Source organism: Nocardioides sp. WG-D5 (genome assembly GCF_054031175.1).
This window is the reverse complement of record NZ_CM132928.1, coordinates 4,644,166-4,658,252: the sequence shown is the minus strand read 5'-3', so window position 1 is coordinate 4,658,252 and position 14,087 is coordinate 4,644,166. Positions and strand designations below refer to the sequence as shown.

The window sequence follows — 14,087 nt, the reverse complement described above, 5'->3', positions numbered from 1 at the left end:
CCCTGTGGCCGCAGCCCGAAGCGTTCGGCCAACCACGTAATCACGTTACGTAGAACGCGTAACGACCCAACTCTTCGCATTGCAGCAACGTGCAGACAGCGAAGGTGAACACCTATAAACAGTCCATAAACAAGGCGGGAAAGGGGCCCTTTCAACAGCACACCGGGCCGCCCGCGTTACGCGAGCGGCCCGGCGGAGCCGATGACGGTCGGTCAGATCAGGCGATGGAGGTGTCGTCGATCAGGAAGCTGGTCCCGAGCGAGGAGTCCTCGGTCCCGGTGAACGTCAGCGTGACGGTGCTGCCGGCGTAGGCACCCAGGGAGAACGACTTCAACGAGTACGAGGAGCTCGCGTTCAGGTTGGAGTACGTCGCCAGGGTCGTCGAGCCGATCTTGACGGTCAGCTTGTCGTAGGCCGTCGAGGTGGTCGTCTCGTTGGTGATCACCCGCAGGTAGAACGACAGCGTCTTGCCGGTCGTGGGCAGGGTCACCGACTGCGAGAGCGTGTCGGTGTGGGTCGAGCCGTAGCCGTTCAGCCACGCCTTGTAGGAGCCCGTACGCGCCGGCGCGGAGCTCGAGTTGTCGATCACACCCGAGGAGGAGCTCCAGCCGGTTGCGCCCGACTCGAAGCCCGGGTTGACCAGCAGGTTGCCCGCCGGCGGCGTGGTCGGCGGGTCCGTCGGGTCGGTGCCACCGCTCCACAGGGAGTAGAGGAGGCGGTTGGGCGAGCCGGAGCCCGGCGAGGTGACCACGCCGGTGGTGGCGTTGGAGACGATCGCCGAGGAGACCGAGGAGGGAGAGGCCGTCGGGTTCGCCTGCAGGTAGAGCGCGGCCACACCGGCGACGTGCGGGGTCGCCATCGACGTACCGGAGATCGTGTTGGTCGCGGTGTTGGAGGTGTGCCACGCCGAGGTGATCGAGGAGCCGGGGGCGAACAGGTCGAGGCACGAGCCGATGTTGGAGAAGCTCGACCGGGCGTCGGTGTTGGTGGTCGAGCCGACGGTCAGAGCACCCGAGACGCGGGCGGGCGAGCCGTTGCACGCGTCGGCACCGGAGTCGTTGCCCGCCGCCACGGCGTAGGTGACGCCGTCGGCGATCGAGTTCGAGACCGCGGAGTCGAGGGTCGAGGAGACCCCACCACCGAGCGACATGTTGGCGACCGCGGGACCGGACGTGTGGTTGGAGGTCACCCAGTTCACACCGGCGATCACCCCGGCGGTCGTGCCGGAGCCGGAGGCGTCGAGCACACGGACGGGCACGAGCGTGACGTTCTTGGCCACGCCGTACGTCGATCCGCCGACGGTGCCGGCCACGTGGGTGCCGTGACCGTTCTCGTCCTCGGTGCTGGACCCGATCGCGGTGTAGCCGGAGGTCACCCGGCCACCGAAGTCGGTGTGCGCGGAGCGGATGCCGGTGTCGATGATGTAGGCCTTCACCCCCGAGCCGGTGTAGTCGTAGTGGTAGTTCGAGTTCAGCGGCAGGTTGCGCTGGTCGATCCGGTTCAGGCCCCAGGTGGGGTTGGCCTGGTCGCCGGTGGCCTTCACGACCTGGTTCGCCTCGATGTAGTCGACATCGGGGTCGTTGCGGAGAGCCTCGAGCGCGTCGGCGTCGAGCGTGGCGGAGAATCCGGTGATCGCCTTGTCGTAGGCGTACTTCACCGAGCCGCCCTTCTCCTTGGCGAGTGCGCGGGCGTCGGCGGCGTTGGCCTTGGCCTCCGAGCCGCTGCCCTTCATCACGACGATGTAGGAGTTGTCGATGGCCGTCGACTTCTGGGCACCGATCAGCGGTGCCGGGTTGTCGGCTGCGCCGGCGGGACCGGACATGGCCAGGATGGTGCCGGCGGCGCCGACGGCGGTCACGGTCGCTGCCGCGAGTGCGCCGAGGCGCTGCATTTTGTGGGGTCGGTTCACGATTACTGCTCCCGTCGTCAAGCAGCCTCAGGATGAGGGCTGCAAGGGGTCACAGATGCCCTGTGGGGCAACCGGGACGGAACGTAATCGAGTTTACTGACGATGAAACGCGACATCTTTTCGCACTGCAGCAACCTGCAGGCGGTCGCGCGAGCGGAGGTCCTGAAGTGGTCCGGACCGGTCCAGACCGGTGCGCCGCGAGCGGCCCGAGATGCCGAGCAGCAGACCCACCGCCAGCAGGGCCGCGATCATCGAGGAGCCGCCGTAGGAGATCAACGGCAGCGGCACGCCGGTGACCGGCATGATGCCCAGGCACATGCCGATGTTCTGGAAGCTCTGGATGCCCAGCCAGCACACGATCCCGGCGGCGGCCACCCGTCCGAAGAGGTCGTCGGTGCGGGCCGCGATCCGCAGCCCGCGCCACAGCACGACGCCGATCAGGCCGATCACCAGCAGCGAGCCGACGAGCCCGAGCTCCTCCCCCACGACCGTGAAGATGAAGTCGGTGTGCTGCTCGGGGACGAAGCCCGCGCGGGCCTGCGAGCCCTGGAACAGACCCTGGCCGAAGATGCCGCCGTCACCGATCGCGATCCGCGCCTGCTGCACGTTGTAGCCGGCGCCGCGCGGGTCCAGCGACGGGTCGGTGAACGCCATGAACCGGTTGATCTGGTACTGCTTCAGCACCCCGGTCGCGACCACGGTCGTGGCACCTGCCACGCCGGTCAGCGCCAGCAGGGCGAGCCATCGTCGTGGTGTGCCCGCGGCGGCCAGCACGCAGAAGACCGTCACCCCGAGCACCAGCGTGGTGCCGAGGTCGGGCTGCAGCAGGACCAGCACGATCGGCACCGCCGCGACGAGGATCATCGCGACCACGTCGCCCAGGGAGACGCGTGCCCGCCAGCGGCCCTCGCTGCGCTCGGCGAGCACCAGCGCCATCGCGATGACCACGGCCAGCTTGGCCAGCTCGGAGGGCTGGACCTGCACCGGCCCGAGGTTCACCCAGGACTTCGAACCGTTGATCGTCGAGCCCATCACCAGCACGAGCACCAGCCCGATCACCGCGGCCACGTAGACCACCGGCGTCAGCAGCCGGACCCAGCGGTGGTTGGTGGCGACCACGCCCACCATCAGCACCAGCCCCGCGGCCACGTTGATCGCCTGTTTGCGCAGGTAGGCGGTGGTGTCCCCGCCGGTGATCGCGTCCCGGTGGATGGTCGCGGACCAGACCAGCAGCACCGACAGCGACACCAGGACCAGCACCGCGCCGAGAAGGACCAGGTCGATGCGGCGTACGAAGGCCATCACGTCGTTCTTCATGACTCAGTCCTCCGTTCAGCCCTTGGGAGCGACGATCGAGCCGTCGGCGCCGAACGCCGGCAGGTTCCTCGGCGGGTCGATGCCCTTGATCGCGGCCTTGTCGGGCCGGACCTCGGCACCACCCTCCTCGATCCCGTAGAGCGACTCCCACAGCTTGCGTACGGAATCACCCACCGCGCCGGAGCCGGTGCCACCTTGGGAGATCGTCATGATGACGACGTACTTCTTGTTGTACGTCGCCACCCAGCCGGTCGTCTGCTTGCCGGTGACCTCGGCGGTGCCGGTCTTGCCGCGCACCTTCACCTCGTCGAGCGGGAACCCGCCGAACTTCCAGGCCAGGGTGCCGGTGCGTGGGGTGCCGAGGAGGGCCTCGTTGACGTAGTCGATGCTCTTGGCCGACATCTTGACCTTGCCCGCGACCTTGGGGTCGATCTTCTCGACCACGGTGCCGTCGCCGCTGACGACCGCCTTGCCGATCCTGGGCTCGAACAGGGTGCCGCCGTTGGCCAGCGCCGCGTAGGCGCGGGCGAGCTGGATCGGGGTGACCATCGTGTCGCCCTGGCCGATGGAGAAGTTCACCGCGTCGCCGGTCCGGTAGTAGTTGCCCTCGATGCAGAACTCGTGGGCGAACAGCTGCAGGAACGCGGTCGGTGCGTTCTTCTTCTCGTCCATCCGGCAGTAGTAGCCCTTCATGGCCTCGTAGTACTCGGCCTTCCACTTCCGGTCGGCGATCCGGCCCGAGGACTCCCCGGGCAGGTCGATGCCGGTGCGCTTGCCGAAGCCGAAGGCCTTGGCGGTGTCGACCAGCGGGTCCTTGGCGTTGACGTCGGCCGGGTTGGAGCCGTACTTCTGCCAGTAGTTGACCGCGATCCGGTAGAAGAACGTGTCGCAGGAGAGCTCGAGCGCCTGGGCGAAGTCGATGAAGCCGTAGGAGGCCGACTCGTAGTTCTTGAACCAGCGGTTGCCCACCTGGAGACCGCTGGAGCAGTCGAGCCGGGTGTCGCGGCTGTAGCCGTTGTTGAGCGCGCCGACCGTCATGAACGGCTTCCACGTCGAACCGGGTGCGAACTGCCCCTGGGTAGCCCGCGGCAGCAGCGGGTAGCCCGCCTTCTCGGAGTAGAGCCGGTCGAGCTGCTTCTGGGTGATGCCGCCGACCCACTCCTCCGGGTCGTACGTCGGCTGGCTGGCCATCGCCACCAGCCGGCCGGTCTGTGCCTCCATGACCACGACCGAGCCGGAGTCGGCCTCGTAGTTGCGGCCGGTGATCTTGTCGAAGGTGCCGCGGGCGGTCTGGATCGACTCGGCCAGCAGCTTCTCGGCGCGGCCCTGCACCTTGGCGTCGATGCTGGTCACCAGCGTGTCGCCGGGCTGGGAGGCGACCGAGTCACCACGGCCGATCTCACGACCGAGCGAGTCGACGGTGACCGTGTCGTAGCCGGGCATCCCGCGCAGCCACTGGTCGTACTCCTTCTCGACCCCGGAGCGCCCCACCATCGAGGTGTTGTTGAGCGACTCGTCGCCGCGCTCGCGGGCGTCGTCGTTCTCGTCCTCGGTGATCGGCGACAGATAGCCGAGCACACCGGCGGCGTTGATGCCGTAGGGGCTCGGGTAGGAGCGCAGCGTCTGCTTCTCGGCGACCACCCCGGGGAAGTCCTCGGGCTGCTCGAGGATGCGCAGCGCGGTCGACTCGGAGACGTCGGTCGCGATCGGCACCGGCTGGTAGCGGGTGCCGGACCAGCTGCCGATCGCCTCGTTCTGCTTCTTCGGGGACACGTCGACGGCCTTGGCGACGCGCTCCATCAGCGTCTTGCGGTCGTTCTCCGCGAGCCCGTCGAGCACGCTCTGGTCGAGGCTGACCACCCAGGCCGAGCGGTTGGTCACCATCGGGCGGCCCTGGGCGTCGACGATGATGCCGCGCACCGGCTGGCGCACGATCTCCCGCTTGGACTGCGAGGCCGCGGCCGCCTGGTAGGCGTCGCCGTGGCGCACCTGCAGGTAGAAGAGCCTGACCCCGAGCGTGGCCAGCAGCGAGAAGACGAGCGCCTGGATCACGATCAGCCGCAGGCGGCTCACCTGGGCGGTGGAGAGGCGCGCACCCGAAGACCTGCCCAACGCCATCTCAGAGGTCCCCCTTGCCCAGCAGCCACAGCATCGCCGGGATGACCAGCGGTGCCAGCAGGAGGTCGTAGGCCACGCTGATCGCCACCGTCGGCAGCAGCGTCAGCGGCGCCTCACCGAGGATCAGACCGCTGACCGCGAAGATGCTGACGCCGATGAACGCGCAGGTGGCCACCGTGGCCATCACGGTCAGCACGTTGGGGCGGCCGTGGCCGTTCTCGATGCTGCTCTCGCGTACGCGACCGGCGACGTAGCCGACGATGAGCAGCGCGAGCGCCCACCGGCCGGCGGTGTGGTCGGCGGGAGGCGCCAGATCGAGGAGTACGCCGGCCGCGAACCCGGTCACCAGCGCAGCCTGCCCGCCCCGGGTGAGCGCGACCGCGAGGACGACCAGCAGAGCCAGGTCGGGGGTGATGCCGCGGATCGCGAAGGCCGGCGCGACGCTCAGCTGGAGGACGATGGCGATGATGATCAGCAGGCCGACCAGGACGTTGCGCAGCAGCGGGCCGGTGCCCGATGCCCGGGCTTCCATGTCACTCATCGCAGCTCCCCTTCCGGCGTGACCACGGCGCGGTCGCTCATCGTGTCGCCCGGCACCACCACGCCGACGACGTCGAGCGAGCCGAAGTCGACGTAGGGCTTGATCCGGACCGTCCGCGAGGAGTCCCGGACGCTCGCGAAGGTGTCGGTGACCTCGCCGATCGGCAGCCCGGAGACGTACGGAGCCGCCCGGCCGTCACCCCAGGTGATCACCGTCTCGCCCTTGAGCGGGGCGGCGGTCTGGTCGACGAGCTCGAGGGTCAGCAGACCGGAGTCGGAGCCACCGGCGACCACGCCGGAGCCCCGGACCATGCCGACCTGACCCGACTTCTGGCCGCTGCGGTCGGCACCGCCGACGCGGCCGCCGACGACCGAGGCGGCGTCGACGATGAGCAGGACGGTGGCGCTGGTCTTGGTCACGCGCAGCACCCGGCCGACCAGGCCGTCGCCGGTCACGACCGACATGTCGGACCGGATCCCGGCGGCGCTGCCGGCGTCGATGGTGACGGTGCGGTTGAAGGTCTGGGCGGGGCCGTAGGCGGTGACCCGCGCCGGCACCAGGGCGTAGCCGAGATCCTCGGCGGCGCGGGTGATCGACTCGTACTCGGCGAGCTTGGCCCGGCCGTAGTCGGTGACCTCGACCTGGCGGCGGAGCGTGGAGTTCTCCGCCTCCAGCTTCGCGATCCGCTCGCGGAAGTCGTCACGGCTGTCGAACCACTCCGGGATCCCGGTGAAGGGGCGGGCCACCATCGCGGCTCCGGTCTCCAGCGGGGAGAGCACCTCGCCGACCGCGGTGCGGGCCGGCTCCAGGACGGGGGTCTGGTCGAGCGTGGCCAGGGTCGCGCAGCACAGGACCAGCGCGATCAGCCAGGAGCGCTTCGGGCCACCGCCGCCGGCGCTCGTCTCGAGGCTGCCGCGGCGGTTGAGCCTCTCCCGCGGCGTACGGACCATGGGTTTGGGGCCTTTGCGTTGTTCCAGCCCTTTGCGCAGACGTTCGCTGGGGCGGGGGCTCAGCAACGACACGTCACCATCTCCTGTTCTCGTTCACCAGGACGGGGCGGAGCACGTCGTAGTCCTCGACGCAGCGGCCGGCGCCCATCGCGACCGAGGTCAGCGGGGACTCGGCAACATGGACGGGCATACCGGTCTCGTGGCGCAGCCGTTCGTCGAGGCCGCGGAGGAGGGCACCGCCGCCGGTGAGCACGATGCCACGGTCCATGATGTCGCCGGCCAGCTCGGGCGGGGTCTGGTCGAGGGTGGAGCGGACCGCGTCGAAGATGTCGTGCAGCGGCTCCTCGATCGCCTTGCGCACCTCCGCGCTCGAGACCGTCACCGTGCGCGGCAGCCCGCTGACCAGATCCCTCCCGCGGATCTCGGCCTCGGGCTCGTTGGGCAGCGGCCAGACCGAGCCGAGGGTCATCTTGACCTCCTCGGCGGTGCGCTCGCCCAGCAGCAGCGCGTGCTCCTTCTTCAGCCAGGTCATGATCGCGTTGTCGAGCTGGTGGCCGGCGGTCCGGATCGACTGGCTCGTCACGATGCCGCCGAGGCTGATCACCGCGACCTCGGTGGTGCCGCCGCCGATGTCGACGACCATGTTGCCGGTCGGCATGTGCACCGGGAGCCCGGCGCCGATCGCGGCCGCCATCGGTTCCTCGATGATGTTCACCATCCGGGCGCCGGACTGGTAGCCGGCCTCCTTCACCGCGCGGATCTCGACCGCGGTGATCCCCGACGGGACGCAGATGACCATCCGCGGCTTGGCGAAGTAGCGGCGGCGGTGGACCTGCTGGATGAAGTAGCGAAGCATCTGCTCGGTCGCCTCGAAGTCGGCGATCACGCCGTCCTTCAGCGGTCGCAGCGCGACGATGTCGTCGGGCGTACGTCCCAGCATCTTCTTGGCCTCATGGCCGACGGCGACCATCTCGCCGGTGTTCTTGTTGAGCGCGACCACACTCGGCTCATCGACAAGGACGCCCTTGCCGCGGACGTAGACGAGTGTGTTTGCGGTGCCGAGGTCCACCGCCATGTCACGTCCAATGATGCTCGCCATACGTCCTCGCGTTCCCGGGGCGCCGCGTCGGGGATCCGTGGTGCTGGATACGGGCCCTGCCGACGAGGCTACGAAGGTCCGAGCCTCAATCCCGAGAGGCTCGCCGAAGCCGCAACGATACGGGGTGCACCCAGGCCGCCGAAGCAGGGGATGCCTGTGTTCACGCGGTGTTGCGGAACGGCTCACGGAGGTCCGAGAGGTGTCGTCTCGGCGGTCCTGGTCGCCCCGGCCGGCCGGGTGGGTGCTCGTGGGTTTCTCGTGCGGTGGGCGCGAGCGATCAGGCGGCCATTCGCCGTCCGTGGTCGGGTCCGTGGTCGGGTCCGTAGTCCGGCAGCCCGGCGTCGGTCGCGAACGCCTCGGTGAGGCGCATCATGGCGCGGAAGAGCGGGCCGCTGGCGAAGACGAGGTCGCGCATCCGGATCCGGAACGCCGTGGGTGGAGCCAGGAACGGGCCCGCATTGGCGCGGCGGGCGACCTTGGACAAGGCGCCCATCCTCCGGTCGTACGCAGCGAAGGCGGCACCGTGGTCGCCGCGAGCGGCCTCCAGCTCGCCGGCGAGGACGTAGGCGCCGACGACCGCCAGCCCGGTGCCGAAGCCGCCGAGCGTGTTGGCGTAGCCGGCGTCGCCCAGCAGCGCGACCCGGCCACGCGTGAACGCCGTCATCCGGGTCCGGGCGAGCTCGTCGAGGTAGAACTCCGGAGCGTTCATCGCCGCCGTCACCATCTCCGGCACGCGCCACCCCATGCCGGCGAGGTTCTCCGCCAGGAACGCCTTCTGGGAATCCGTGTCACGACGGTCGTACCTCGCCTCGTCGGCGCGGAAGACGAAGAAGAGCGGCGCCTTGGAACCGCCCAGGACGGCGTAGCGGCCGGGCTCGTTGTAGCCGTACTGGACCGCGCGCCCGTCCGCCAGCTCGGCCACCTCGCCGTTCGTGGGGAGCTCGGCGTCGGCCACGGCGTAGTAGTGGCCGAGCCGCTCCAGGTGGGTCTCCTCGGGGCCGAACGCCAGGGTCCTGACCGCCGAGTGGATGCCGTCGGCGCCGACGACGAGGTCGAAACGCTCGGTCGGGCGCCGGGCGAAGGAGGCCGTGATCCCGTCGGCGGTCTCGGTGAGGCCGACGATCTCGTCGCCGAAGACGAAGTCGGCGTGCGGCGCGGCGTGCTGGTGCACGATCCGGGCCAGGTCGCCGCGGCGGATCTCCAGATCGCCGCCGAGGAACTCCCCCGGCATCACGGCCTTGACCCGGTGGGCTGCGTCGATGAGGCGGATGTCGGACTTCGCGGTCTGTGCGGCGGCGAGGTCGTCCCAGACGCCCATCCGCTCGAGCACCGTGCGGTGGGTCGGGCCCTTGAAGTCGACCGCCTGGCCGCCGGGCCGGATCCCCGGCGCCTTCTCGACGACGGTGACGTCGGCGCCGTTGCGGCCGAGCCACATGGCCAGCGCCGGGCCGGCGATGCTCGCGCCGGAGATGAGTACCTTCATTGCTTCCCCTTAATTAGCGTCCCTCGGACGCAATTAAATTAGCGTACGTTGGACGCAGAGACAACCCGGAAAGGACACTGCGATGAGTGACGGCGTCGCCGATGCCCTCTGGCCAGCCCCTGCCCCCGCCCGCAGACGCGGCCCGCGACCCAAGCTGTCGGTCGAGGACGTCGTGGCCGCGGGGATCGCGGTCGCCGACGCCGAAGGGGTCGCCGCAGTGACCATGCAGCGGGTCGCCGACGAGCTCGGCGCCGCGAAGATGGCGCTCTACCGCCACGTGCGGGGAAAGACAGAGCTCATCGCGCTCATGCTCGACAGCGCCCTGGGCGAGGCACCGGAGACCGATGGCGAGAACTGGCGCGAGCACATCGGCGTCTGGGCGCGCACGCTTCACGAGCGGATGTCGCGCCATCCCTGGACGACCGAGCTCCTCGTGACGCGCACCGTGCCCGGGCCGCAGGAGATGGGGTGGTTCGAGGCCGGCCTCGCCGCGTTGGCGAGGACGCCGCTCACCGGCGCCGAGCGCCTCGACACGCTCGCCCTGCTGAGCAACCAGGTGACCGCCAGCGTGCGTCAGGCCACGGCGTCGGCGAATCCGGAGGCGTCGCTCGCGGCTGCGATCGCGCCGATCCTGGAGACGTACGCCTCGAGGTTTCCGCACACCGTGGCGGCCTTCTCCGAGACCGAGGAGTCAGGAGACCAGGACAACGCGCTCGGCTACGGGATCGAGCGGATCCTCGACGGGGTCGCCTCGCTGATGTCGTGGCGGCACTGGCCGTCGGATCGGAAATGAGAGATCGCGCCGGGAGAAACCACCGGCGCGATCTTCGGGGTCAGGCGCTCCGCGCTTCGCGCGGTCACTCCCTCGCTCGGCGCGACCGGACGAGCAAGCTCGCCGGTCGACCTCACTCCGGTCGTCTCAGGCGCCGAACCAGAGCTTGATCTCGCGGTCGGCCGACTCGGGCGAGTCGGAGCCGTGGACGAGGTTCTCGCGGTTGGAGAGGGAGAAGTCGCCACGGATGGTGCCCGGCGCGGCCTTGCGGCCGTCGGTGGCACCGTTGAGCGCACGGACGACCTCGATCGCCTCGTCGCCCTCGAGGACGGCGGCCACGAGCGGGCCGGAGGTGACGAAGTCGCGCAGGGGCGGGTACCACGGCTGCTCGACGTGCTCGGCGTAGTGCTCGTCGGCCATCCCCGCGTCGATGGTGCGGTGCTCCAGTTTCACGATCGAGAGGCCCTTGGCCTCGTAGCGGGACAGGATCTCCCCCACCAGGCCCCGGCGGACGGCGTCGGGCTTCAGGATCACGAACGTGCGCTGCGTCATGGGGCTGAGCGTATCGGGGAGAGCAGACCCGGGCACCTTCGGGCCCGTCGAGGAAGCGCCTTCTCGGCCTGGTCTGAAACCATGTCGGTGGCATGCGGCAGGATGGCGCCCCGTGACAGCAACTCCACCAGCACCGACCCTCGCAGACTCGATGGCCAGCATCCCGGCCCGCATCGCCGAAGATCTCGGAGTGCGCCCCGCGCAGGTGACCGCCGCGGTCGCCCTGCTCGACGAAGGCTCGACGGTGCCGTTCATCGCGCGCTACCGCAAGGAGGTCACCGGCGGCCTCGACGACGCCCAGCTGCGTACGTTGGAGGAGCGCCTCGGTTACCTGCGCGACCTGGAGGAACGGCGTGCCGCCGTGCTCGCCGAGATCGCGAAGCAGGACAAGCTCACCCCCGAGCTACAGGCCTCGATCCTCGCCGCCGACACCAAGGCGCGGCTCGAGGACATCTACCTGCCGTTCAAGCCGAAGCGGCGTACGAAGGCGATGATCGCCCGCGAGAACGGGCTCGAGCCGCTGGCCGACGGGCTGCTGGCGGACCCGACGCTGGACCCCGCCGTCGAGGCGGAGAAGTATCTCGGGGAGCAGGTCGCCGACGCCAAGGCCGCGCTCGATGGCGCTCGCGCGATCCTGGTCGAGCGGTTCGGTGAGGACGCCGACCTGATCGGCACGCTCCGCGAGCGGATGTGGAAGCAGGGTCGTCTGGTGACCCGCGTCCGCGAGGGCCGTGAGAACGACCCCGCCGCGGCGAAGTTCTCCGACTACTTCGACTTCTCGGAGTCCTACGCGTCGTTGCCGTCGCACCGCACCCTCGCCGTGCTGCGCGCGGAGAAGGAGGAGGTGCTCGACGTCACCCTGTCGCCCTACGCCGAGGAGCCCGAGCCCGGCGAGGTGACCGACTACGAGCGCTCGATCGCGGCGCGCTTCGGGATCGTCGACTCCGGCCGCCCGGCCGACAAGTGGCTGGCCGAGACGGTGCGGTGGGCGTGGCGTACGCGGATCCTCTTCCGCCTCGAGCTCGACATGCGCACCCGGATCCGCACCGCGGCCGAGGAGGCCGCGATCGCGGTCTTCGCCGACAACCTGCGCGACCTGCTGCTGGCCGCGCCGGCCGGCACGCGGGCGACGATGGGTCTCGACCCGGGCATCCGGACGGGCGTGAAGGTGGCCGTCGTCGATGCCACCGGGAAGGTCGTCGACACCTCGACGGTCTACCCGCACGAGCCACGGCGCGACTGGGACGGCTCGCTGGCGACGCTGGCCAAGCTCGCCAAGAAGCACTCGGTCGACCTGATCGCGATCGGCAACGGCACCGCCTCGCGCGAGACCGACAAGCTCGCCGCCGACCTGCTGAAGCTGCTCCCGGACCTGAAGATGACCAAGGTGATGGTCTCCGAGGCCGGCGCCTCGGTCTACTCCGCCTCGGCCTACGCCTCCTCCGAGCTGCCGGATCTCGACGTGTCCCTGCGCGGAGCGGTCTCGATCGCCCGCCGTCTGCAGGACCCGCTGGCCGAGCTGGTGAAGATCGAGCCGAAGTCGATCGGCGTCGGGCAGTACCAGCACGACCTGCCCGAATACGGTCTCTCCAAGTCGCTCGACGCCGTCGTCGAGGACTGTGTGAACGGCGTCGGGGTCGACCTCAACACGGCGTCGGCTCCCCTGCTGCGCCGGGTCTCGGGGATCACCGAGTCGCTCGCCTCGGCGATCGTCGCCCACCGCGACGCCAACGGCCCGTTCCGCACCCGACGTGAGCTCACCAAGGTGGCACGGCTCGGCCCGAAGGCGTTCGAGCAGGCGGCCGGCTTCCTCCGGATCCGTGGCGGCGACGACCCGCTCGACCTCTCCGGCGTGCACCCGGAGTCCTACCCGGTCGTCAACCGGATCCTGGAGTCGACCTCGACCGACATCGGGTCGCTGATCGGCAACACCTCGGTGCTGAAGTCGTTGAAGCCGGCGTCGTTCGTCGACGACACCTTCGGTCTGCCGACGGTCACCGACATCCTCGCCGAGCTCGAGAAGCCCGGCCGCGACCCGCGCCCCGAGTTCCGGACGGCCACGTTCTCCGACTCGGTGCACGTGATCGCCGACCTGCGTCCCGGCATGGTGCTGGAGGGCACCGTCACCAACGTCGCCGCCTTCGGCGCCTTCATCGACATCGGCGTCCACCAGGACGGCCTGGTCCACATCTCCGCGATGTCGGACAAGTTCGTCGAGGACCCGCGCGACGTCGTCCGCTCCGGCGACGTGGTCCGCGTGAAGGTCCTGGAGGTCGACGAGGCCCGCAAGCGGATCTCGCTCACCCTCCGGCTCAACGACGAGGCGCCGTCCGGTGCGCCCGCGAAGGGCGAGTCCGGCGACCGCTCGGGTCGCCCCGGCGGAGGCCAGCGCGGCCAGGGCAAGGGCGGACCCAAGGGCGGCGGCAAGAGTGGCGGGCGGCCCGGTGGCAACCGTGGCGGCCAGGGCGGCGGCCGCGGCTCGTCCGCCCCCGCCAACAGCGCCATGGCCGACGCACTGCGGCGCGCCGGGCTCAGCTGAGCCGATCGTCTGTCCACCGAGTCACCTCGGCGAAGCGACGCCTCCTTCGTGGAACTCCACGAAGGAGGCGTGCGCTGACCGAGCTAGATCGGTGAGCGTTCCGCCGCCCCGAGCGCTGCGGCGCGACGTACCACGTCCTCCGGCACCGGCCCGGTCGCATCCTCGGAGGTGACCGGGGCGCCGGCGACCCGGTGGATCGGGATCACGCCGGCCCAGATCCCGGCCTCGACGTCCTCGGGATCGTCGATCGGCCCCTCGGCGCGCGCCTTCATCGACGCCTCCGCGAGCGGGAGGGCGAGCACGGCGGTCGCGGCGAGCTCCTTGCGGGTCGCCGGACGTAGCGTGTCCCAGCGTCCGGGGATCATCTGGTCGACGACAAGCGCGAGGGCGCGCTCGCGCTCGTCCGGCTCCTCGACCAGGCGGGCGCGGCCGATGACCACGGCCGAGCGGTAGTTCATCGAGTGGTGGAACCCGCTGCGCGCCGCGACCAGGCCGTCGAGCTCGGTGATCGTCACGCACACGTCGCGCTCCAGCGCCCGCCCGAGCCAGCCGGCGGCGACCGACCCGTGCAGGTAGAGCGAGCCGCCCTCGTCGGGGCCGTCCAGGTCGAAGCCGTACGCCGTGGGCAGGACGACAGGGTGGGCTTCCTCCCCCACTCCGACGGTGACGCCCAGGTGGGCGACGAGGGCGTCGCCGAGGAAGGCGTGGAGACGCTCGCGGTCGGTGACGGCGCGGTTCTTCCCGCGGCTGACGCGGGTGCGTGGGGTGGGTGACAACGTCGTGCTCATGGCACCATCGTGCTGGCGA

11 protein-coding genes are annotated in these 14,087 nt (G+C 70.1%); 2 read left to right on the top strand and 9 right to left on the bottom strand.

Going from position 1 to position 14,087, the window contains the following annotated elements:
• Positions 1 to 217 precede the first annotated feature (217 nt).
• The 7 genes from ACWZJV_RS22580 to ACWZJV_RS22550 form a co-directional block, all read right to left on the bottom strand.
• Positions 218 to 1,909, bottom strand: a complete 1,692-nt coding sequence (locus ACWZJV_RS22580; protein ID WP_457178820.1) for a S8 family peptidase — start codon at positions 1,907 to 1,909, stop codon at positions 218 to 220.
• Positions 1,910 to 2,002: 93 nt separating this feature from the next.
• Positions 2,003 to 3,226, bottom strand: coding sequence for a rod shape-determining protein RodA (gene rodA, locus ACWZJV_RS22575; RefSeq protein WP_008358535.1), 1,224 nt, complete (start codon positions 3,224 to 3,226; stop codon positions 2,003 to 2,005).
• A 15-nt stretch (positions 3,227 to 3,241) separates the two neighbouring features.
• Complete coding sequence (gene mrdA / locus ACWZJV_RS22570; protein ID WP_008358537.1) at positions 3,242 to 5,344, bottom strand: penicillin-binding protein 2; 2,103 nt, start codon at positions 5,342 to 5,344, stop codon at positions 3,242 to 3,244.
• Between the two features lies 1 nt (position 5,345).
• A complete protein-coding gene (gene mreD / locus ACWZJV_RS22565; protein WP_457178817.1) occupies positions 5,346 to 5,885 on the bottom strand; it encodes a rod shape-determining protein MreD in 540 nt (179 codons plus the stop codon).
• Positions 5,882 to 6,835 carry a rod shape-determining protein MreC gene (gene mreC, locus ACWZJV_RS22560; RefSeq protein ID WP_231380360.1) on the bottom strand — a complete coding sequence of 318 codons (954 nt, stop codon included), beginning with the start codon at positions 6,833 to 6,835 and terminating at the stop codon, positions 5,882 to 5,884. Before mreC ends, mreD begins: the two co-directional genes overlap by 4 nt.
• 73 nt (positions 6,836 to 6,908) lie before the next feature.
• Positions 6,909 to 7,934 carry a rod shape-determining protein gene (mreB, locus tag ACWZJV_RS22555; protein ID WP_008358540.1) on the bottom strand — a complete coding sequence of 342 codons (1,026 nt, stop codon included), beginning with the start codon at positions 7,932 to 7,934 and terminating at the stop codon, positions 6,909 to 6,911.
• 277 nt (positions 7,935 to 8,211) lie between these two features.
• A complete protein-coding gene (locus ACWZJV_RS22550; protein WP_457178815.1) occupies positions 8,212 to 9,417 on the bottom strand; it encodes an FAD-dependent monooxygenase in 1,206 nt (401 codons plus the stop codon).
• 82 nt (positions 9,418 to 9,499) lie between these two features.
• Between ACWZJV_RS22550 and ACWZJV_RS22545 the strand changes: the two genes are divergently transcribed.
• Complete coding sequence (locus ACWZJV_RS22545; RefSeq protein ID WP_457178813.1) at positions 9,500 to 10,210, top strand: TetR/AcrR family transcriptional regulator; 711 nt, start codon at positions 9,500 to 9,502, stop codon at positions 10,208 to 10,210.
• A gap of 126 nt (positions 10,211 to 10,336) precedes the next feature.
• On the opposite strand, the gene ndk is transcribed toward ACWZJV_RS22545, so the two are convergent.
• Positions 10,337 to 10,741 carry a nucleoside-diphosphate kinase gene (gene ndk, locus ACWZJV_RS22540; RefSeq protein WP_008358543.1) on the bottom strand — a complete coding sequence of 135 codons (405 nt, stop codon included), beginning with the start codon at positions 10,739 to 10,741 and terminating at the stop codon, positions 10,337 to 10,339.
• 112 nt (positions 10,742 to 10,853) lie between these two features.
• Here ndk and ACWZJV_RS22535 point away from each other — a divergent pair, with 112 nt between their 5' ends.
• Positions 10,854 to 13,280 (top strand): Tex family protein, encoded by a 2,427-nt coding sequence (locus ACWZJV_RS22535; RefSeq protein WP_457178811.1) that lies wholly within the window; start codon positions 10,854 to 10,856, stop codon positions 13,278 to 13,280.
• Positions 13,281 to 13,363: 83 nt separating this feature from the next.
• Here the strand turns inward: ACWZJV_RS22535 and ACWZJV_RS22530 are convergent, their stop codons facing one another.
• Complete coding sequence (locus ACWZJV_RS22530; RefSeq protein ID WP_457178809.1) at positions 13,364 to 14,068, bottom strand: pyridoxamine 5'-phosphate oxidase family protein; 705 nt, start codon at positions 14,066 to 14,068, stop codon at positions 13,364 to 13,366.
• Positions 14,069 to 14,087: the final 19 nt, after the last annotated feature.